The following is a 21,839-nucleotide window of genomic DNA, read 5'->3' on the forward strand; positions in this document are numbered from 1 at the left end:
ACAATAATTAATTATGACAACCTTTTTTAGGACGTGACACTGCCCTTATATCTCCTTCCTCCAATAACTCTCGCAAGTTATCTTCCTTTTATCTTTATGTATTGTTCATTTAAAAATCTGCCATTTGTCATTTATCACTCGTCATTCGTCCTTTGTCATTCCTCATTTCTTCCCTTTTCCATCGCTACATTCCCCCTTTTCCATCGCTACACTCCCCCTTTTCCATCGCTACACTCCCCCTTTGAAGGTAGCCAGCGACAGCTGGGTATGTGCCCCGCGAGAGCGGAGATTCTGAATAGAAAGAAGTTTTCATCATTTTTTCCGTCGCTACATTCCTTTTCTCCTTGGGAGAGGGCAGGGGTGAGGATTCCTTTTCTTTCGCCTCGAAACCCCGATTTTAACATTTTTAGTGCTGTTGTATGATATTATGAATCAACTATTTATATACCCTTTCTATACCAATCGTCCAAGATTCGTATAAGCTTCCTATAAGCTCTCTATAAGCTACCCCCACCCTCCTCATAGCATTTTTTCATCAAAATTCCTCTCAGCTCTCTTCCGTTTTTCTTTGTTTCCTTCCGATAGCTCAGAAGTGTTCCTTTTAGAGGTACACACTTTGCCAAAGTTTCAAACTTTGGCAAAGTTGATTGTTTGGTATTATTGGCATTTCTGGCATTATTGGTATTTACCTCATTTGCTAATTTCCTAATTCTCTCATTTTCTAATTTTCTAATTTCCAAATTTTCTAATTTTCTAATTTGTCTATTTGCTAATTATTCTATACTTTTGTCCGATAAATAAACGCAGATGCTAAACAGAATTTACCAATATATTACCACTCATAAACTCGCAACCTTCTCATTCTTCACCGCTTGGGCACTCATTGCTATTTATGGTTTGAGTCAGTTGCGGTTTGAAGAGGATATCACCAAAGTACTCCCTCAAAACGACAAAACGAACCTCACTTCCAAGGTACTCAAACAACTCAACTTCGCCGATAAAATCTCGGTAATGGTAACAGCCGAAAAAGGCGGAACGCTCACCGATATGCAGGCATTAGCCGAAACTTTGCGCGATACACTCAATGCTTCTATGACGAAGTATATCACCAGTATTCAGGGGATTATAAACGAAGAAGAGATAGACGAGACTTGGCAGTTTGTAAACGACCACCTACCTCTTTTTCTAAACGATGAAGATTACGCTTATTTAGAACGCCGTTTAGCCCCCGATAGTCTCAAATCAATGGTGGAGAGTCAGTACAAAACGATGCTCACGCCTGCGGGTATGGTGGCACAACAGTTTATCCGTAAAGACCCTTTTGGTCTCACTTTTCGCGGTTTGCGCAAACTTCAAGAGCTCAATACAGGCAATGATTTTAAGATTGCCAATGGTTTCCTCACTACTAACGACGAGCAACATATACTCTTCTTTATCAACCCTAAATTCGATGGTAACGACAGCGAGCACAATGCTGCTTTTGTCGCAGGTTTAGACGAGTTGCAAGACCATCTCAATGCCCAGTATCAAGGAAAAGCGCGTGTAGATTTCTTTGGAGCTCCTTTTATCTCAGTGAGCAATGCTTCTCAAATCAAAACCGATATCCTCACCACGGTACTCATTTCATTATCATTGCTCTATTTGCTGTTAGTCTTCTTCTACCGCAGTGTGTATATCCCATTTATCGCCTTTATCCCTTCTGCTTTTGGGGTGCTCTCAGCTTTGGCAACACTCTATGTGCTCAAAGGCAGTATTTCTGCAATTTCTATCAGTTTAGGAGCGGTACTCTTAGGAGTTACTATCGACTATTCACTACATATCCTCACACATTACAAGGTAGCTAAAAACACCGCCGAATTGTACCGTGCTGTAACCGTGCCTATCTTGCTCAGCAGTATCACTACCGCTATTTCATTCCTCTGCTTGCTCTTTGTGCATTCTGAGGTGATGCAAGATTTAGGTGTGTTTGCTTTCGTGGGCATAATGGTATCAGCCATATTATCGTTGGTACTAGTGCCTCATTTCTACCGTGGCAATCGTAATATCGAGGTGCGCAAAACCTTTTTAGACCGTATAGGGGCTTATCCATTTCATCACAACAAGTGGGTAGTAGGGGCTTGCTTACTGCTGATAGTGGTGAGTTGTTTTACTTTTCATAATGTCCGTTTCAATGGCGATATTGCCAATATCAACTATATCAACGAACGTTATAAGGCAGCTGAACATCAATTAGAGAACATCACCGATAGCGAATATAAATCGCTCTATGCTGCTGCTTATGGCAACTCGTTAGAGGAAGCCCTAGAACGCAATTATGCTCTATATCAGCAGTTGCAAAGTTATAAAGCACACGATAGTATCAAGCAATTCAGTTCTATCGGAGGGATTGTATTGCCTAAAAAAGAACAAGAAGCACGATTGCAACGATGGAAAGATTTTTGGAATGCCGAAAGACAGCAATTTCTAAAACAACAACTGATAGGAAAAGGAAATGAGGTTGGTTTTAAAGAAGAAACCTACGCACCTTTCTACCAAAGTATAACAGGTGATTTTGAAGTAATAAACAACCTCGATACTTATAAAGTGCTTTCAGCCATTCCGTTAGAAGATTTTATTACCGAAAAAGAAGGTTTTTATACCATTGCCAATCTCGTAAAACTCACTCCCACCGAACGAGACTCTTTTATTCATTCAGTAGAAAAACACACGCCTACTGTTGTTATCGACCGTAAGAATTTGAGCGAAACATTTTTAGGTAAACTCAAAGACGATATATTACTGTTAGTAAACTATTCGTCTATCGCTATTTTTCTCATACTGCTCTTGTTTTTTAGGTGTATAGAATTAGTTTTGCTTACCCTTATTCCTATTGGGGTTACAGGGATAGTTACTTCCGCTTTAATGAACTTTTTTGGCATAGAGTTTAATGTGTTTAGTATGATTGTTTGCACTTTGGTATTAGGGCATTCGGTAGATTTTAGTATTTTTATGACCTGCGCATTGCAAAAAGACTATACCGATGGTAAAAACGAACTTCCCGTGTACAAAGTGTCGGTGCTTTTAGCATCTATTACTACTTTTTTGGCTATTGGAACGCTTATTTTTGCCAAACACCCCGCCTTAAAGTCAATTGCATCGGTATCGGTGATAGGTATTTTCACTGCTTTGGCAATGACTTTTGTGTTTTACCCTACTATATTTAAGTTTTTTATATTCCGTCGCCCTAATAGAGGTCGTTCTCCGGTGAGTTTGCGTCTTTTAGTGCAATCCATACTGCTAATTACCTATTACGGACTATTGTCTATTATTCTCTCCAATATAGGTTGGCTACTTGCCAAATTTACTCCTAAACGTACTATGTGGCTCAGGCATTTAGCTACTTGGCTTACCACTTCGGTGCTTTATGTCAATCCTTTTGTGCGCAAAAGGGTAGAGAACCCACGCCATATACAGCTCACAACCCCTTCGGTAGTAATTTCTAATCATACCTCGTGGCTCGATACTTTGGCAATAGGGCTTTTCACACATCGCGTCAGTTATATGGTAAACGATTGGGTGTATAATTCAGTAGTATTTGGGCGTTACATACAGTCAATGGGCTTTTTTCCTGTTTCTGAAGGTATAGAAAAAGGAATGCCCTTATTTGAAAAGAACTTAAAAAACGGTATTTCAGTAATGATTTTTCCAGAGGGCAAACGTTCCGAAAGTAACCAGATACACCGTTTTCACAAAGGCGCTTTCCTAATAGCCGAACATTTCCAAACGCCTCTCTTGCCCGTGTATATTCACGGTTGTTCGGAAGTGCAACCCAAAGGCGATATAATTGTTTATGATGGTGCTATTACGGTAGTAGTAGGCGAACCCATAGCTCCTAACGATGAGCGTTTTGGCAATACTCCACGCGAGCGTGCCAAACAGATAGGCGCTTTCTACCGCCAGCAATTCCTCGCCTTGCGCAAACGATTGGAAGGAGTGGATTACCTAAAGAAGAAACTGTTTTTAAACTATTTATACAAGGAAAATTACGTAGTGCGCGCTGTAAAAGAAGATTACCAGCAGCATCGCGAACACTATCACGAGCTTGTGCATTCACTACCCGAAAAAGCGCGTATTTTGCATATCACCAATGATTATGGTCAGTTAGATTTCTTGTTATTGCTCACTTATCCTGAGCGTGAAATAGTATCCGTTATCGCCGATGACGAGAAGCGCGCCATTGCACAACATAGTTACCTCACCAAAATTCGCAAAATACAATACGTGAAAGAGCGTCCAGAAGGAGATTTTGAAATAGTAGTTGAAGGGAGAGAAATCGTAATAGGATAAGGAAGTAGCGCTTAATTAGGTTGAAAGATAAGGCTTATTCGAACCTAAGACGAAGGTAAAGCGAAGCTAAGATGAAGGAGAAGGTGTTGGCGAAGTTAATTGGTAAATTTTAAGTGATATTCTTTTGATAAAATTATGGTTAGTAGTGTTTTTCAAGTGTGAAACCTTAAAATTATACTAAAATAAGGAAATAAAGTAAAATTCATACTATAAATATTTGCACTTACTATAAAAAATGAAGACTTTTGCCGACAGAATAATTTAAAAATACGTACATAACGATGGAAGAAAAAGAAATATTGGACAATGAGGAGATATTCTCAAAAGTTTTAAGAGCAGGCAGACGCACCTATTTTTTTGATGTAAGAGCAACGCGTGCTAATGATTATTACTTGACTATTACCGAAAGTAAGAAGTTTACTCACGATGATGGCTCATTTCACTACAAAAAGCACAAAATCTATCTGTATAAAGAGGATTTTGAAATGTTTAAAGATATTTTAAACGAAATGACTAACTATGTTTTTGATGAAAGAGGAGAGGAGGTAATTTCTGAACGTCATCAAAAAGACTTTAAAAAGAACTATTACAATGAACGCTTGGAAGGCGTAAGCAATAGTAATGGTGTTTACAAAGACCTTGATTTTGAAGATCTATAGCTAAAAAACTAATAAGGTAAAACTTCACTCATCTGTTTGTAATAGAGTGATGACGTAATAGGCTATTGGGTAAAGCTCATTTTATGGCGTGGGTGGTATTTCACCAAAGCTTCCCTCAAATATGACTTCTCTACGTGTACGTATATTTCTGTGGTAGTAATATTCTCGTGACCTAACATCATCTGTATGGCACGCAGATTCGCACCGTTCTCCAATAGGTGTGTTGCAAAAGAATGTCTGAAAGTATGAGGGCTAATAGTCTTCTGTAATCCTATGTTTTCAGCTACTTGTCTTACAATAGTAAATATCATTGCGCGAGTAAGTTGTTTCCCTCTTCTGTTTAGGAAGACGTAATCTTCGTGACCTTTTGCTATCTTCAGCTGTTTGCGCTGGTTATTGATATAATTGTTAATTTGTTTCTGCGTATAGCTTTCGATAGGCACTAAGCGCTGTTTGCTACCTTTCCCCATTATTCTAATGAAATCTTCTTCAAAAAACAAGTCGGATAGACGGAGAGAAACCAATTCCGACACTCGCAACCCACAACCGTAAAGCGTTTCTATAATAGCTTTATTCCGATGCCCCTCATCGGTGCTGAGGTCTATGGAGGCGAGCATAGCATCTATTTCTTTTAAGGAAAGTGTATCGGGGAGTTTTACACCTATTTTAGGGCTGTCGATAAGGCTCATAGGAAAGTCTTCACGTCCTTTCTCAGAAATCATAAACTTAAAAAAACTCTTTAAAGCCGATATGAGTCGGGCTTGTGAACGTGCATTGAGTTCTTTGGAGACTTCGTATACGAACTGGCGCAAGGTATCTACTTGAATAGTATCGGGGGGTTCAGTGATATTGTATTTTTCCAAATACCCTATGAGTTTCTCAATATCTAAGCCATAAGATACAACAGTATTCTGCGATAAACCACGTTGTAATCGCAAATAATTCTGATAATCGGTATTTACTTTACGCCACACGTTTTTAGGTAAAAGATAAGAGATAAAAGGTAAAACCAGCGATAGCTGGAAATGTGAGTAAAAGGTATGTTATTTATCAATTGATAATTTTTCGCTGTCGTTATAATGCTTTTTATCGATAATAGTACCCTTGGAAAGCACTATAAGTCCAGGATTAGAACGTATCATTGTTTTGAGGGTAGTAGCATCGTTATAATAAAAGTTGAAATTGAGTTCGTATTTCTTTACAATATAAGGAGCTTTCTCCATTTGCGAGGTAAGACCTATCACGGTATAACCATTTTTAAGAGCTTTATCGGTTACTGTTTTGATTGCCTTAAAAGCCTCTTGGTTAGCAAGGTCGAGGCGATAAGAAACTACCATCAAGAGCTTTTCTTCTGCCATAAATTGTGGCAAATAGTCTGTTTCTCTATCTTTATCTTGAATATAAAAATCGTGTATAGGAGGCAATTCGGTAGTAGAGGTAGAGCTTACATATTCACCATCTACTTTTGGGAAACTTGCATCTTTAGTTACAATCACTTTTTCTTTGCCGTTTACTTTGAAAGTCCAATAATAAGTAACGGCATTGGGCGGTAATTCCATACCTTTGGGGATATTTGTTCCTATCTTATATGGGCGAAAATCTTTTATGGGTAAGTGATTGTAGACGTAATATACAAAGCTTATGCAGAAAAGCACAGAGATTACTGTAATTAATAAAGGTAAATTGCCTTTGGTAATGGGTTGTACATATTTTTGCCCCCAAAAGACGATGAGAGCTAAAACTAATAGTACCATATCTTTGGTAAACGATTGCCAAGGTGTAAATTTGATAGCATCACCAAAACAACCACAATCAGTTACTTTGTGAAAATAAGCCGAATAGAAGGTAAGGAAGCCGAAGAATACTAACATAGCCAGCAAAAGCCACAAAGTGAGCTTCTTTTTATAGCCTACCAATAAGGTTACCCCCAAAACTACTTCGAAAATACATACCAAAATGGCAAAAGTTAAAGTGTATGGTACAAAAAAAGGCATATTGAGCACATCGGGAGCAAAATAGTCCTCCAATTTAAATGAAAAACCCATAGGGTCATTGAGTTTTATCATTCCACTGATGATAAAAGTAACGCCTAATAATATGCGACAAAGCTGGATAAGATATTTCATATAAGTTGTTATTTAGTTGTTATGTTGATTGTTTAAATGTATGAGAGCAAACACTGCATAGTTTATCATATCTTGATAATTAGCATCAATGCCTTCACTAACTAATGTTTTTCCTTTATTATCTTCAATTTGTTTTACACGCAAGAGCTTTTGCAGGATAAGGTCGGTAAGAGAGCTCACCCGCATTTCCCGCCATACCTCGCCATAATCGTGGTTTTTAGCTTCCATAAGGGAGCGTGCTTCGGCAACTTTAGCGTCGTATAGAGCCGTTGCCTCTTCGAGACTAAGGTCGGGTTGGGTAGCCACTCCTTTATCTATTTGAATAAGAGCCATCAGGGCATAGTTGATGATGCCTATAAACTCGGCTGTCTCGTCTTCATCGATTTTATGCTCGATATTCTCTTGTAGCCCTCGAATGCGTTGTGCTTTGATGAGAATCTGGTCAGTAAGAGAAGGGAGGCGCAAGATACGCCAGGCACAGCCATAGTCTTTCATCTTGTTGATAAAGAGCGTACGGCATCGTTCAATAACCGTGTTATATTGTTTAAGAGTGTTCATTTTAATTAGGTGACAGGTAATGAAAGTGCAAAGGTACGAAGTAATTAGCAAATGGACAAATTTGGAAATTTGGAAATGAGAAAATGGGAGAATTAGAAAATGAGAGAATTGGAGAATGGGGCGCGAGCTACAAGAAACGCCAGCGAAAAGATTGTCAGTTTATTCAACTTTGCCAAAGGTGCGAGCCGCACGGGCAGTGTGAGCCACACGGGCAGGGAAAAAATTAGCAAATTAGGAAATGAGAAAATTAGCAAATGTGGAAGGTTGAGGAGTTCGAAATATAACGGAGGAGAACGGAAGAGAGCCGAGAGAAGTTTTGGTGAAAAAATGCTATGAGAAGGGTGGGGGTAGCTTATAGAGAGCTTATAGGAAGCTTATACGAATCTTGGACGATTGGTATAGGAAGGGTATGTAAAAAGTTGATTCATAATATCATACAACAACGCTAAAAATGTTAAAAACGGGGTTTCGAGGCGAAAGAAAAAGGAATAGGTGATAGGCCTTAGGCCATAGGCACTAGGGGGGAGTATGACGGAAAAGGGGGAATTTGGGACGAAAATATACTCCTTTAAAGGGGAATGTGGTGACGGAAAGGCGGAGAAAAAGAGGTTGATGAATGAAGAGATAATGAGCGGTGGGTGAGGGTAAGGCAGTGAAAAATGCTGTGAATTTTGAGATTTGATTTTAGTGATTGGGGATTTTTTGCGAAGGGTTGTACTGATTTTACCTAATAATTAGGCATTATTTATTGCTAATTACTTATAGTTTTGTACTTTTGCGCCCGAAATAACGAATATCATATGCTGAACGTTCACAACCTATCTGTTTCTTTTCAGGGCGAGTACCTCTTTGAGGACGTTGCTTTTATGCTGAATGCGGGCGACCGTGTGGGGCTTATTGGCAAGAACGGAGCGGGGAAATCGACGATGCTTAAATTGCTTTCACGCGAACTTAAACCCGATACCGGAGGCATTGCTACCGATAAAGATGTACGCATCGGATTTTTGAAACAGGATATTGATTTTGTGAAAGGACGTACCATTTTGGAAGAAGCCTATCAGGCATTTACTGAGATTAAGGCTTTGGAACGTCAGTTGGACGATATTCATCACCAGATAGAAACCCGCACTGATTACGAGAGCGAGGCGTACCACGATTTGCTTGATAAACTCAGCGACTATACGCATCGTTTTGACCTTATAGGGGGATACCAATACCAAGGAGAAACTGAGAAAGTGCTATTGGGGTTGGGCTTTGAGCGCAGTGATTTCGACAAGCTCACCGACAGCTTTTCGGGCGGGTGGCGTATGCGTATAGAGTTGGCAAAACTGCTGTTGCAGAACAACGATATATTGCTATTGGACGAGCCTACGAACCACTTGGATATAGAGTCGATTATTTGGTTAGAACAGTTCCTCTCTACTTATAGCGGGGCGGTGGTAATTGTGTCGCACGACAGAATGTTTTTAGACAATGTGACCAATCGGACGATTGAGATTTCGGTAGGCAAAATATACGATTACCCGAAGCCTTACACTCAGTTTTTGGAGCTCAGAAAAGAGATGCGCGAACTGCAACTCGCCTCACAAAAGAACCAAGAAAAGAAGATACAACACACTGAAAAGCTCATCGAAAAATTCCGCGCCAAAGCTACCAAAGCCTCAATGGCACAGTCGCTTATGAAGAAGTTGGACAAGATAGAGCGCATAGAGGTAGACGAAGAAGACAACGCGGTGATGAACGTGCGTTTCCCTGTATCGGTAACGCCAGGGAAGGTGGTGCTGGAAATAGACGATGTATCGAAAAGTTATGGTGAAAAAGAGGTGCTCAGCCACGTGAGTTTGCTTATAGAACGAGGCAGCAAAGTAGCTTTTGTGGGACAAAACGGACAGGGAAAAACGACCCTCGCCAAGATGATAGTGGGCGAAATACCCTATGAAGGAACTATCAAGCTGGGGCACAATGTACAGTTGGCTTACTTTGCTCAGAACCAAGCCGACTACTTAGATGGAGAACTCACCGTGCTTGATACGATGTTTAATGCAGCTAATGACAGCAATCGCACTAAAATACGCGACATACTTGGGGCTTTTCTTTTCCGTGGCGATGAGGTAGATAAGAAAGTGAAAGTGCTTTCGGGAGGGGAGCGCAACCGTTTGGCATTGGCAAAGATGCTTCTTTCGGACTTTAATGTAATGGTGATGGACGAGCCTACGAACCACTTGGATATCAAATCGAAGAACGTACTCAAACAAGCCTTACAGCAGTTTGAAGGGACGCTCATCATTGTGTCGCACGACCGCGATTTCTTGCAAGGGCTTACCGATAAGGTATACGAGTTTAAAAACAAACACCTGAAAGAATATCTTGGGGACATCGATTTCTTCCTCGAACAACGTGCTGCCGTTAATTTTAGAGAGATAGAACAGCAGAGCAAAAGCACTCCTGTGCAGGTAGAAAAAGAACCGCAGAAAGAAGAAAAACTCTCGTTTGAGGAACAGAAACAGCAGAAAGCCATTCAGAATAAGCTCAACAAGATAGAGAAGAACATTACCGCTCTTGAAGAAGCGCTTAAAGCGATGAATGAGCAGATGGGACAAGGCGTACAGAACGATGCTTTTTACAAGGAATACGAACAGAAAAAACAGCAGTTGGAAGATTTAATGACCGAGTGGGAATTATTAATGAGTTAAGTTATGCAACCTAAAAAAATCTTACTCTTTATTGTGGGGGTGCTGGTAGCCCTCTTTACAATGACCCTTTTCAGCAGTTATCACACCACCGCCAAAGGAATGGTGCGGGAGGGTATAGTGTTTGGTGACGCGATGTTGCGCTATCCGACCCCTGATATATTGGGAATGCTCTTTAAAGGGGAAGAGGAAAATAATAAAGTAGACGAACTTATTAAAGATACTAAAACCATTGTAGACGAAAAAACCGAAAATTTAGCAAAAAAGGATACTATTGTTAAGGATACGGTACAAACTTCGGAAACCAATATAGAAGGTAAAATATATTATCCGGGGAATCATACGGATTATATCAGAAGACTTAAAGAGAAACTGTGTCAGCCTACCTGCCAAATAGTGCATTATGGTGATTCGCAAATAGAAGGAGACCGTATCACCGGCTATGTGCGCAACCGATTACAATTGGCATATACTGGCGGAGGACCGGGGTTTATCCCTATAAAAGTAGTGTACAGCCAGAACAGTGTGGACATTATTGCTTCGCCTAACTGGACTCGCTACGCTTTCTTCGACCGCAAACAACGCAAAACGGTAGCGCACGATAAGTATGGTTTGTTCTCTACTTTCTCACGTTTTACTAATTATGTGAGCAATACTGCTGATACAACTGCCTTACCCGTAGCAAAAGCCAGCTTTACGATTAAGCCTTCGGACAAATCGTATGCACGTTTAAGAAACTACACGCGCTTTGGGTTACATTATGGCAATGCGATGGCAAAAGTGAAGATACGTGTGTATCAGGACGGGAATATTCTAAGAATAGATACTCTTATCTCAGATGGTAAATACCATAATTATAAGCTCAATTTCGCATCTACTCCTAAGGAGCTAAAAGTGGAATTGGAAGGCAAGATAAGCCCGGATTTTTATGGGATTACTCTTGATGCGTCGTCAGGGGTACGAATGGATAACGTAGCGATGCGAGGGGAAGCAGGACGTATATTTACACGTATGAATTACGAGCATTTCAGACAGATGAGTGCTGACCGCAAACCCGATATATTTATCTTTCAGTACGGAGGAAATACAATCCCCTATATGAAAACAGACCAACAGCTTCAGGAGTATGTAAACGCGTTGATATTTAATATTAAATGGGTAAAGCGAGCCAACCCCAATGCAATGTTTATGCTTTTAGGTCCTGGAGATATGACAACTTCGCATAACGGGCAACTTATTACTTACTCTTTTGTACCGAAAATGAACAAGCTGATGAAGGAAGAAGCCTTGAAAAATGGGATTGCTTATTTTAGTATCTTTGAAGCAATGGGAGGAGAAAACTCGATGACAGCGTGGGTGAAAAAAGGAATGGCTGTTTCGGATTACGTACACTTTACGCCACAAGGGACTAAACTAATTTCGGAAGTGTTTTACCAATGCCTACTTAACGACCTTGCGACGGTGCAATAATAGCTATGATAGATTTCTTTAAAAACTTCTTTACCTTTGAGTCGGCTCACCCACTTACTTTTGTACGGATAGACTTTTGGATATTCTTTGCTTTAGTATATGCGGTGTTTGTGCTCATCTATAAGCGTAAGCACGTGCGCAACTTGTTTTTGTTGCTTGCCAGCTTTTACTTCTATTACAAGGCAAGTGGGCTTTTTGTATTGTTATTGGTATTTAGTACTGTTACTGACTTTTATTTGGGGCATTATATCTATAATCAACAAGAAGAGCGAAGACGCAAAATAGGGGTTACTATTAGCGTTTGTGTGAACTTATTGGTACTTAGTTATTTTAAGTATGCTTATTTCTTTACTGATACTTACAATGCGCTGTTTCACACTCATCACCAAACCTTTAACTATTTAGCCTATTGGGCAAATGGGTTTGACTATAACGGATACTTTTCAGTTGATAAAATTATATTGCCCGTAGGTATTTCTTTCTACACTTTTCAGACCATTAGCTATACAGTGGATATTTACCGCAGAAAGGTTGCACCACTGAAATCGATATTAGACTTTGGTTTTTATGTGAGTTTCTTCCCTCAGTTAGTAGCAGGTCCTATTGTACGTGCAGAAGAGTTTGTACCTCAAATTCTCAAAAAAACAGAGATTAGCAAAGAAGAGTTTAATAAGGCAATATTCCTTATTCTTAAAGGACTTATCAAGAAGATGATATTTGCTGATTTTATCGCGTTGCACTTTTTGGATAAGGTATTTGATGCTCCTGAAATGCACTCGGGCTTTTCTAACTTATTAGCTCTGATAGGTTACTCGCTCCAAATATACGGTGATTTTTCTGGCTATACCGATATAGCCATAGGGGTAGCGCTATTGATGGGCTTCCATTTGCCTGTAAACTTCAATTCACCTTATAAGGCTTTGAACTGTGGGGACTTTTGGAAACGCTGGCACATCTCGCTTTCTACTTGGTTGAAGGACTATTTGTACATTCCGTTAGGAGGTAACCGCAATAGCACCTTAGGAACTTTTGTGTTTTCCTTGCTTTTTGTAGTGATATTGGTAGTAGCGATTGGTAACCTCGCTTTTACTTTTATCACAGGGGGATTGCTAATAGCAGGTGCGGTAGTAGCTTTTTATTACAAACCTTTTGAGCGTTACTTGACTACCAATATCAACATTATGCTCACGATGCTCATTGGAGGATTGTGGCACGGAGCTTCGTGGAAGTTTGTTATATGGGGTGGATTGAACGGTTTGGGTGTGGTAGCTTATAAGTATTGGCGCAAGGTGAGTCCGTACGAGCAGAGCAAGCTGTGGATTACTCGCGCTTGGAAGATAGCTTTTACCTTTGCTTTTATTACCTTTACACGTATATTCTTCCGAGGTAATGATATGGAGAGCATAAACTTATGGTTCGCACAAGTGGCGAACAATATGAGTTGGGATACTGCTACCGAAGTGATTAGGCATAACAATATTCCATTAGGCGTTATCTTGATTGGTTATATTACCCATTGGCTACCACAGCATTGGAAAGACTATGTGGAACACGTGTTTGCCGAGAGCCATTACGCTGTGAAAATAGCGATAGCCTTAGTAGTAGTGCTTATTTGCTATCAGGCTTATTCTACCGATATTCAGCCGTTTATTTACTTCCAATTTTAGTTAGGTAAAAGGTAGGAGTAAAAGATAAAAGGGGGAGAAAAACTATTGGGAATTAGTAGCTAAGAATACGATACAAGCAATAATGACTATAAGCACCAAAAAAGTTACTCCAGAAATAATAAGCCCTGCGACGGCTAATGTTTTAGGCTTCTTGCCCATTCCGATAATAGATAATATCAATCCGGTGAGCCATATGATAAGGTTCACGATAGGGAGCAATACGAGGAATATTGCCACTACAGACGTTATGAACCCCACCAGACCTATGGGATTGTTATTTAGGTTGTTATCGTTATATTGCCTATTGTGAATAAACGACCAATCGTTTGAGGTATTTTGCTTGAATTCTTCCATCTTTATTAAACAATAAATACTCGATTTTAATGCCACAAATATACAACAAAGAATTTATACTGCAAGTTAAAAAAACTTTTTTATAGGCAAAAGACACAAGCCACACGAGTAGATGTAATTAGCAGATTTGAGAATTAGCAAAAGGGAAGTGAATCTTGAAAAGTTTTTATAGGAAAGAGAAGAGTTTAATAATTAAGAGCTGTTTGAAAGATGAGCGAATCTGAGGCGAAAGTAAGACGATGGAAACCTATGAAAAGTTTATGACAGAACAGTGTAAGAAGTGAAAAACAATTAGAGATTTAGCCAAACTCCTTTGTTATTTATTGAAAAGTTATTACTTTTGCCGTCAGAATTAGATAAGAAATAAGACGCGTTATGTATTCGATTAAAAAAATATTACAAGACGGAAAAAACATACAAGGAGAAATCACCCTTAAAGGTTGGGTGCGCACCTTCCGCAGCAACCGCTTTATTGCCCTGAACGATGGTTCTACAATCGACAATTTACAAGTAGTAGTAGATTTTGAAAATACCGACCCTGAATTGCTTAAACGCATTACTACGGGAGCAGCTATTGAAGTAAAAGGACGACTTGTGGAGAGTCAAGGTAAAGGGCAAAACGTAGAGTTACAAGCAAGTAATATCAGTATATTAGGTGATAGTAACCCTGAAGAATACCCTATCCAACCTAAAAAACACTCACTTGAATTCTTGAGAGAAAACGCTCACTTGCGTGTACGCTCTAGTACTTTTAGTGCGGTGATGCGCGTGCGTTCTACTTTAGCTTTTGCTATTCACAAATACTTTCAAGACAATGGCTTTTTCTACGTGAATACGCCTATTATCACGGGTAGTGATGCCGAAGGGGCTGGAGAGATGTTTCGTGTAACGACCTTAGATGCTAAAAATCCACCACTTAATGAAAACGGCGAAGTAGACTACAAGAAAGACTTCTTCGGTAGGGAGACAAACCTTACCGTATCAGGTCAGTTAGAAGGTGAGACTTTTGCGATGGCGCTTGGTAAGATTTACACCTTTGGACCTACCTTCCGTGCTGAAAACTCCAATACCTCACGCCACTTAGCTGAGTTCTGGATGATAGAGCCCGAAATGGCGTTCTATGACCTTATCGACAATATGAATTTGGCGGAAGATTTTATTAAATACGTATTGCAATACACCTTGGAAGTACGTCGTGACGACCTTGAGTTCTTGAACAAAAGATTTTTAGAAGAAGAGAAGACTAAACCACAGAACGAGCGTAGCACAATGTCACTCATCGAAAAACTTGAATTTGTAATTCACAATCAGTTTAAGAGGGTGAGTTACACCGAGGCAATAGATATTTTAAAGAATAGCAATTACAATAAAAAGAAGAAATTTCAATACCCCGTAAACGAATGGGGTGTAGATTTGCAAAGCGAACACGAGCGCTATTTGGTGGAAAAACACTTTGAGTGCCCTGTAATTCTATACGACTATCCAGCAAATATCAAAGCGTTCTATATGCGCTTAAATGAAGACGGTAAAACGGTGCGCGCAATGGATATTCTCTTCCCAGGAATAGGTGAAATTGTAGGAGGCTCGCAACGTGAAGAACGTTACGATGTGCTCAAACAAAAAATAGCCGACCTTCATATGGACGAGGCAACTCTTTGGTGGTACTTAGACCTCCGTAAGTTCGGTACAGCAGTACACAGTGGCTTTGGTTTAGGTTTTGAGCGCTTGGTACTCTTTGCTACTGGAATGGCTAATATCCGTGATGTGATACCTTACCCACGCACGCCACAGAGCGCAGAGTTTTAATGTAAGTTACATCAGGAAATATAAAAACCGAGTTACGAAAGTAACTCGGTTTTCTTGTGTAATTTTAAAAAATAAAACAATGACTAAGTTGCCATTTGGTATTTGTTTACTTTTTCTTTAGCCTTGATAAGGTCGAGATTCAAGCTGTTAATCTTTTGCTCTTTGTTGAGGATTCTTCCTTTGAACTTAGCATCGTCTTGAGGAGACAGAGCTCCTTTGGCTTTCTTTAAATTATACTTGTTTTGTTCCTTAGCTAAATCAGTTTTAGCTTTGGTAATTTTAGCCTCTATTTTAGAAACCTCAGAGTTAGCTTTGGACAAGCGTTCTTGGTTCTTTTTAGCACGAGCAGCAGCTTTTTGTTGTTCTTTAGCGGCTTTTTCTTGCTCCTTAGCAGCTTTTTGTTCAGCTTTCACAGCCTTTTCCTGCTCTTTTTGTAATTTTTTTTGAGCCTTTAACTGCTCTTTTTGAGCTTTAAGTTCTGCTTGAGACTGAGCTTGAGTAGCTTCAACAGGAGCGGGAGCAACTACCGGAGTAGTGGTATCGGTCATAGTTCCCATTTCGTCTACTTGAGCGAATGACACTTGAGCTACAAATAGCCCAGCGAACAAAGTGAGTGTGTGTAATTTCATATCTGTTAAATTATTTAGTTTTCTTATAGGGTGCAAAGGTAAGAAAAATATGCTTACTATTTGCATTTTTACAAAAGTTTAACACCAAAAAAGTCGCCTGCAAAGGAAAGAAACGCAGGCGACTAAGGAGTAAATTAAAATATAAATAGTTATGGATTATTGAACATTTCCTCTGATACGTAAGCCTTTTACAGGGCTTGATTTGGCATTGGAGGTAACAGTAATAGTCTTGCTGATAGGTCCAACACGATTAGTATCGTATTTTACTTCAATTTTTCCTTTAGCTCCTGGTGCTACGGGTTGGTTTGTCCAAGAAGGAACGGTACAACCGCAAGAAGAAGCTACGTTAGTAATCACGAGGGGTGCTTTACCAGTGTTAGTAAACTCGAACACACGCACACCGTCTGCACCTTGTTTGATGTTACCGTAATCAATTTCTTCAGATTTAAAAGAAATCTCAGCGTCTTGGGCATAAGCCATTACACCAAAAAATGCTAAAAATACAAATGTTAAAAACTTTTTCATAGTATAAAAAATTAAAAATATAAGTTTGTTTTTACGGTTATAAATAGTACAACAACCGTGCCAAAGAGGATTTTTTAAGGTAAAAGTTAAGAGTTAATAGTGGAGAGTGAAAAGGGTTTTGAGCGAAAGAAAAACGGTGTAAGACACACAGATAAATTATTAGTAGATTGGTGGATTTGGATATTACGGTTAGTTTACACAAGTCTTATACGATATAACGGGCAATGAACTATAGGGGAGTGAAGCTAAGGTGAATCTGAGTCCAAGAAAAGTATTAGATTTTGAAAAACTAAAAGACTTATTCTATTAAAAGGCAACTAAAAAATTGTACTTGATGGTGGAAATGGCGTCGTGTTAAAATTATCAATGGTTAATTGCTAATTGTGAATTGTTTTGTATCTTTGCCCTCTCACTTTAAATCTCAAAAAAACTCTTACATATATATCCAGCTAACGCTGGCTTTACCTAAAAAAATGTACTTAATATTTGATACTGAAACTACGGGTTTACCCCGCCGTTGGGACGCTCCCCTTACTGATAGTGACAACTGGCCTCGCGCCGTGCAGATTGCTTGGCAATTGCACGATGAGTGGGGTACACTCATAGAACATCAGGACTTTTTGATAAAGCCCGATGGTTTCGATGTGCCTTATGATGCCGAAAAAGTACACGGTATCTCTACCCAATTAGCAGAAGCGCAAGGGGTACCTATCGCTGAGGTGTTCAAAGCGTTCAACGAAGCACTCAGCAAAGCGCAATATGTAGTGGGACAAAATATAGGCTTTGATATCAATATTATGGGGGCTGAGTTTTACCGCTATGGGGTGGAGAGTCCACTTACTCAGATGCCTGTAATCGACACTTGTACTGAGGCAACTGCCAACCTCTGCCAGATAGCAGGCGGAAAAGGAGGACGTTATAAGCTGCCTACCCTCACCGAGTTGCACTCTTTTCTCTTTGGCGTACCATTTACCGAGGCGCACAATGCCACTGCCGACGTGGAAGCAACTACACGCTGTTTCTTTGAATTGATACGTCGTGGTGAAGGCTTTCAAGAAGGTACTTTCAGTAGCGACTATATCAAAGAATTTCAAGGGCATCACACCTCGCCTATAGCTCTTATCGGACTCAAGCACGTGAACCTCAAAGAGGCTTCCGATGCCTTGCGAAAAAGCAGTAGCACTGCGCAAACTACAGAACCTCACGTCGATGCTTCACTGTTAGAAAATGCGGTGTTTGCCCACCTCCATAACCATACACAACACTCTATATTACAATCTACTACGTCTATAAAAGACCTCGTAAAAATCACCGCTAAAGAAAAGATGCCTGCTGTGGCACTTACCGATAGTGGCAATATGATGGCTGCCTTCCACTTTGTGCAAGCCGTACAAGGGCATAACAAAGAAGCGGAAGCTAAAAACAAAGAGGCTGAAGAAAAGGGCGAAACCCCTACCGAAACACTCATCAAGCCTATTATAGGTTGTGAGTTCAATATTTGCGAAAATCACTTAGATAGAACCCGACAAGACAACGGCTACCAAGTGGTGATTTTAGCTAAAAACAAACAGGGCTATCACAATCTTACCAAGATGGCTTCTATCGCTTCTACCAAAGGCTTTTACTATGTGCCTCGTATAGATAAGGCGATTGTAGAGCAGTACAAAAGCGATTTAATAGTGCTTTCTGGAGGTATGAATGGCGAAGTGCCGTCTAAAATATTAAACATTGGTACCAAGCAGGCGGAAGAGGCACTCTTGTGGTGGAAAGAGCAGTTCGGCGAGGATTTCTATTTAGAGGTGATGCGCCACAACCAAGAAGATGAAAACCGCGTAAACGAAACCCTTGTAGAGTTCTCTAGAAAATATGGGGTCAAGCTCATTGCTACTAACAATACCTTTTATCTCCATAAAAAAGATGCCAATGCCCACGATATTCTGTTGTGTGTGAAAGACGGCGAAAAGCAGAAAACACCTATCGGGCGCGGTCGTGGCTATCGTTTTGGAATGCCTAACAACGAGTATTATTTCAAAACTTCAGCCGAAATGAAGGCGCTCTTCAAGGATATTCCTGAGGCGATTCTCAATATTCAAGAAATTATCGACAAGGTAGAGCCCTATGGCTTGGCGCGTGATATCCTCTTGCCTAAGTTTGATATCCCCGAAGAATTTCAGGTAGAAGACGACCCTACGGGCAAAAAAGGTGAAAACAATTATTTGCGTCATCTTACTTATGAAGGGGCTAAACGCAAATACCCCGAAATTACCGATGAGGTGCGGGAGCGTTTGGATTTTGAGCTTTCTATTATTGAAAAAACAGGTTACCCAGGTTACTTCCTTATCGTACAAGATTTTATAGCCGCAGCGCGACGTATGAACGTATCAGTAGGACCTGGACGGGGTTCGGCTGCGGGTTCGGCAGTGGCGTTCTGTTTGGATATTACCAATATGGATCCAATTAAGTACGACCTGCTCTTTGAGCGTTTCCTCAACCCCGACCGTGTGTCTATGCCCGATATCGATATCGATTTCGAGGACTCTGGTCGCCAAGATGTCATCAACTATGTGATTGATAAGTATGGCGAGAGTCAGGTCGCACGGATTATCACCTATGGTAAAATGGCTGCCAAATCGGCAATCAAAGATACAGCTCGTGTGCTGGATGTGCCTTTACAAGAGTCGAATAGATTAGCAGGATTGGTACCTAATGGAGTGTCGTCTTTAGGGAAGATGTTCGGTTGGGACGATAAAACCCTCAAAGAAAAAGTGCGTAGTGAAGAACTGCCAAAAGTAGACGAACTGAAACGCCTTTTGGCAGGAGAAGGGGAGGAGGACAGTACCCAAACCATTCAGCAGGCAAATATTATTGAAGGTTCAGTGCGTAACACAGGTATTCACGCTTGCGGGGTGATTATTACACCCGATGATATCACCAACTTTGTGCCCGTAGCTTTAGCCAAAGACTCCGACTTATTTGTGACTCAGTTCGATAACTCGGTAGTAGAGAGCGCAGGGTTGCTGAAAATGGACTTCTTGGGGCTCAGTACCCTCACACTTATCAAAGATACTATTGAAAATATCAAACAAACACATAATATAGAGCTCGATGCAGAGACTTTCCCGCTCGACGATAAAAAGACTTACGAACTCTTCCAACGCGGTGAAACGGTCGGGATTTTCCAATACGAGTCCACCGGTATGCAGAAATATATGCGAGAGCTTAAACCTACGGTCTTTGCCGACCTGATAGCGATGAATGCGCTCTACCGTCCAGGCCCATTGGAATATATACCGAGCTTTATCAAGCGAAAACACGGTATTGAGCCCATTGAGTACGACCTCCCCGATATGGAGGAATACCTCAAGGAGACTTATGGAATTACCGTATATCAAGAGCAGGTGATGTTGCTATCGCAGAAATTGGCAGGTTTTACCAAAGGTGAAGCTGACGTGCTCCGTAAGGCGATGGGTAAGAAACAAATAGCCGTGCTAGCCAAGATGAAACCTAAGTTCATTACCCAAGCCTCTGAAAAAGGTCACGATGCCCAAAAACTCGAAAAGATATGGGCAGACTGGGAGAAGTTTGCCGCTTATGCGTTCAACAAATCGCACTCTACCTGTTATGCGTGGGTGGGGTATCAAACAGCTTACCTTAAAGCCAATTACCCTGCCGAGTATATGGCAGCAGTACTCTCTAACAATATGAACGACATCAAAACGATTACCTTCTTCCTAGAAGAGTGCCACCGAATGGGTATCAAGGTGTTACCTCCTGATGTAAATGAATCGTTGTACAAATTTACCGTAAATAAAAACGGTGATATACGTTTCGGTATGGGGGCTGTGAAAGGGGTAGGAAAAGCAGCAGTCGATACGATTGTAGAACAACGCCAAGAGCGTCCTTATACCTCTATTTTCGATTTGGCAAAACGTGTAGATTATAAGAGTATCAACAAAAAAGCCTTTGAAAGTATAGCCTTGGCAGGAGGTTTTGACTCGTTCACCAATGTACACCGCGCACAGTACTTCCACGCCGAAGCTGACGGCGTTCCCTTTCTCGAAAAAGCTATTCGCTTTGGTACTAAATACCAAGAGAGCAAGAACTCCGCCCAAATGAGTCTGTTTGGTGGTGAGAGTGAAGTAGATATCCCTGAACCTGCTGTGCCTAAATGTGAAACGTGGGGTAACCTCGAGCAGTTGCGCCGTGAGAAGGAGGTGGTAGGTATCTATATCTCAGGGCACCCGCTCGACGATTTTAAGCACGAGTTACAAAACTTTTGCAATATCAGTCTATCGGAATTGCAAGACTTACAACCTTTTATTAACCGTGAACTTACAGTAGCGGGTATGGTAGCTGACCTGCAACATCGTACGGCTAAGAACGGAAAAGGTTACGGCTTTTTTACTCTTGAGGATTACGACGGCTCTTACGAGTTTAAACTCTTTGGAGATGATTATTTGAACTATCAGAAATATATGGTACCAGGGGCGTTTTTGTATATCAAATTTAAGGTAGTGGAGGGATTTTTGAATAGAGAAACCAACCAAAGAGGCGAACCTCGAATACAGTTTCTACAGATGATGCAGTTGCAAGATGTGATGGAAACCCTCTCTAAAAAACTTACTTTGCACGTGAATATAGAGGAGATTAACCAAGATTTGATTGCAAAATACAAAGATTTACTACAAAAGCACAAAGGAAAACAGTCTATTTACTTTGTTGTGCACCATCACAATGAAAATATTCACCTAAATATGGAAAATGGTAATTTAAAGGTGGCGATTACTAAATCTTTTTTAGATGATTTAGACGCTCTATTTGCAAAATATCATCTCAATGACCGCAGAATGGAGAAAATAGTTGCTAAAAAGACAGAAGATACTCACGACGACGAGGAAATGGCAATGGAGGATTTGGGATTATCGGAGTAGACAATTAGTTAATTTCTATTTTGACTGCTAACGGCTAACAGCTAAAAAAATCTTCAATCGTAACTCGTAGTTTCTAATTATTTTGTACTTTTGCACAA

At 40.3% G+C, this 21,839-nt stretch carries 13 protein-coding genes; 7 read left to right on the forward strand and 6 right to left on the reverse strand.

The annotated features are described in order from the left end of the window. The first annotated feature begins 807 nt into the window (after positions 1-807). Both HMPREF1320_RS03655 and HMPREF1320_RS03660 read left to right on the forward strand, forming a co-directional pair. The gene (locus HMPREF1320_RS03655; RefSeq protein ID WP_009417429.1) at positions 808-4,326 is read left to right on the forward strand and encodes an efflux RND transporter permease subunit; all 3,519 of its coding nucleotides are present in this window, start codon (positions 808-810) and stop codon (positions 4,324-4,326) included. 281 nt (positions 4,327-4,607) lie between these two features. Continuing rightward, positions 4,608-4,985 carry a PUR family DNA/RNA-binding protein gene (locus HMPREF1320_RS03660; RefSeq protein WP_009417431.1) on the forward strand — a complete coding sequence of 126 codons (378 nt, stop codon included), beginning with the start codon at positions 4,608-4,610 and terminating at the stop codon, positions 4,983-4,985. Between the two features lie 62 nt (positions 4,986-5,047). Here the strand turns inward: HMPREF1320_RS03660 and xerD are convergent, their stop codons facing one another. From xerD to HMPREF1320_RS03675, 3 genes are all read right to left on the reverse strand, one after another. Beyond that, the gene (xerD, locus tag HMPREF1320_RS03665; protein ID WP_009417438.1) at positions 5,048-5,959 is read right to left on the reverse strand and encodes a site-specific tyrosine recombinase XerD; all 912 of its coding nucleotides are present in this window, start codon (positions 5,957-5,959) and stop codon (positions 5,048-5,050) included. A 69-nt stretch (positions 5,960-6,028) separates the two neighbouring features. Continuing rightward, a complete protein-coding gene (locus tag HMPREF1320_RS03670; protein WP_009410369.1) occupies positions 6,029-7,111 on the reverse strand; it encodes a BT_3928 family protein in 1,083 nt (360 codons plus the stop codon). A gap of 12 nt (positions 7,112-7,123) precedes the next feature. Beyond that, positions 7,124-7,669, reverse strand: coding sequence for a DUF1599 domain-containing protein (locus tag HMPREF1320_RS03675; protein WP_009417434.1), 546 nt, complete (start codon positions 7,667-7,669; stop codon positions 7,124-7,126). A gap of 800 nt (positions 7,670-8,469) precedes the next feature. Between HMPREF1320_RS03675 and HMPREF1320_RS03685 the strand changes: the two genes are divergently transcribed. The 3 genes from HMPREF1320_RS03685 to HMPREF1320_RS03695 are packed head-to-tail and all read left to right on the forward strand — an operon-like array spanning position 8,470 to position 13,496. Beyond that, positions 8,470-10,362, forward strand: a complete 1,893-nt coding sequence (locus HMPREF1320_RS03685) for an ABC-F family ATP-binding cassette domain-containing protein (protein ID WP_009417437.1) — start codon at positions 8,470-8,472, stop codon at positions 10,360-10,362. A 3-nt stretch (positions 10,363-10,365) separates the two neighbouring features. Further along, complete coding sequence (locus HMPREF1320_RS03690; RefSeq protein WP_009417428.1) at positions 10,366-11,829, forward strand: lipase; 1,464 nt, start codon at positions 10,366-10,368, stop codon at positions 11,827-11,829. Between the two features lie 5 nt (positions 11,830-11,834). After that, positions 11,835-13,496: an MBOAT family O-acyltransferase gene (locus HMPREF1320_RS03695; RefSeq protein ID WP_009417436.1), complete on the forward strand. Its 1,662-nt coding sequence runs from the start codon at positions 11,835-11,837 to the stop codon at positions 13,494-13,496. Between the two features lie 42 nt (positions 13,497-13,538). Here the strand turns inward: HMPREF1320_RS03695 and HMPREF1320_RS03700 are convergent, their stop codons facing one another. Then, positions 13,539-13,850: a hypothetical protein gene (locus HMPREF1320_RS03700; RefSeq protein ID WP_009417435.1), complete on the reverse strand. Its 312-nt coding sequence runs from the start codon at positions 13,848-13,850 to the stop codon at positions 13,539-13,541. A gap of 375 nt (positions 13,851-14,225) precedes the next feature. Here HMPREF1320_RS03700 and asnS point away from each other — a divergent pair, with 375 nt between their 5' ends. Then, positions 14,226-15,656 carry an asparagine--tRNA ligase gene (gene asnS / locus HMPREF1320_RS03705; RefSeq protein ID WP_009417427.1) on the forward strand — a complete coding sequence of 477 codons (1,431 nt, stop codon included), beginning with the start codon at positions 14,226-14,228 and terminating at the stop codon, positions 15,654-15,656. Between the two features lie 83 nt (positions 15,657-15,739). Here the strand turns inward: asnS and HMPREF1320_RS03710 are convergent, their stop codons facing one another. Then, positions 15,740-16,351 carry a hypothetical protein gene (locus HMPREF1320_RS03710; protein ID WP_009417433.1) on the reverse strand — a complete coding sequence of 204 codons (612 nt, stop codon included), beginning with the start codon at positions 16,349-16,351 and terminating at the stop codon, positions 15,740-15,742. A gap of 90 nt (positions 16,352-16,441) precedes the next feature. Further along, a complete protein-coding gene (locus HMPREF1320_RS03715) occupies positions 16,442-16,810 on the reverse strand; it encodes a DUF1573 domain-containing protein (RefSeq protein WP_002673576.1) in 369 nt (122 codons plus the stop codon). Between the two features lie 473 nt (positions 16,811-17,283). Between HMPREF1320_RS03715 and dnaE the strand changes: the two genes are divergently transcribed. Further along, a complete protein-coding gene (gene dnaE, locus HMPREF1320_RS03720; RefSeq protein ID WP_009417424.1) occupies positions 17,284-21,741 on the forward strand; it encodes a DNA polymerase III subunit alpha in 4,458 nt (1,485 codons plus the stop codon). Positions 21,742-21,839: the final 98 nt, after the last annotated feature.

The organism is Capnocytophaga sp. oral taxon 335 str. F0486, assembly GCF_000277665.1.
GTDB lineage: Bacteria > Bacteroidota > Bacteroidia > Flavobacteriales > Flavobacteriaceae > Capnocytophaga > Capnocytophaga ochracea.

Bases quoted from the DNA above. Each gene is read 5' to 3' on its own strand.
- asnS (WP_009417427.1), top strand. From the start codon at position 14,226: ATGTATTCGATTAAAAAAATATTACAAGACGGAAAAAACATACAAGGA.
- HMPREF1320_RS03710 (WP_009417433.1), bottom strand. From the start codon at position 16,351: ATGCAAATAGTAAGCATATTTTTCTTACCTTTGCACCCTATAAGAAAA.
- HMPREF1320_RS03660 (WP_009417431.1), top strand. From the start codon at position 4,608: ATGGAAGAAAAAGAAATATTGGACAATGAGGAGATATTCTCAAAAGTT.
- HMPREF1320_RS03675 (WP_009417434.1), bottom strand. From the start codon at position 7,669: ATGAACACTCTTAAACAATATAACACGGTTATTGAACGATGCCGTACG.
- dnaE (WP_009417424.1), top strand. From the start codon at position 17,284: ATGTACTTAATATTTGATACTGAAACTACGGGTTTACCCCGCCGTTGG.
- HMPREF1320_RS03670 (WP_009410369.1), bottom strand. From the start codon at position 7,111: ATGAAATATCTTATCCAGCTTTGTCGCATATTATTAGGCGTTACTTTT.
- HMPREF1320_RS03700 (WP_009417435.1), bottom strand. From the start codon at position 13,850: ATGGAAGAATTCAAGCAAAATACCTCAAACGATTGGTCGTTTATTCAC.
- HMPREF1320_RS03715 (WP_002673576.1), bottom strand. From the start codon at position 16,810: ATGAAAAAGTTTTTAACATTTGTATTTTTAGCATTTTTTGGTGTAATG.
- HMPREF1320_RS03655 (WP_009417429.1), top strand. From the start codon at position 808: ATGCTAAACAGAATTTACCAATATATTACCACTCATAAACTCGCAACC.
- HMPREF1320_RS03695 (WP_009417436.1), top strand. From the start codon at position 11,835: ATGATAGATTTCTTTAAAAACTTCTTTACCTTTGAGTCGGCTCACCCA.
- HMPREF1320_RS03690 (WP_009417428.1), top strand. From the start codon at position 10,366: ATGCAACCTAAAAAAATCTTACTCTTTATTGTGGGGGTGCTGGTAGCC.
- HMPREF1320_RS03685 (WP_009417437.1), top strand. From the start codon at position 8,470: ATGCTGAACGTTCACAACCTATCTGTTTCTTTTCAGGGCGAGTACCTC.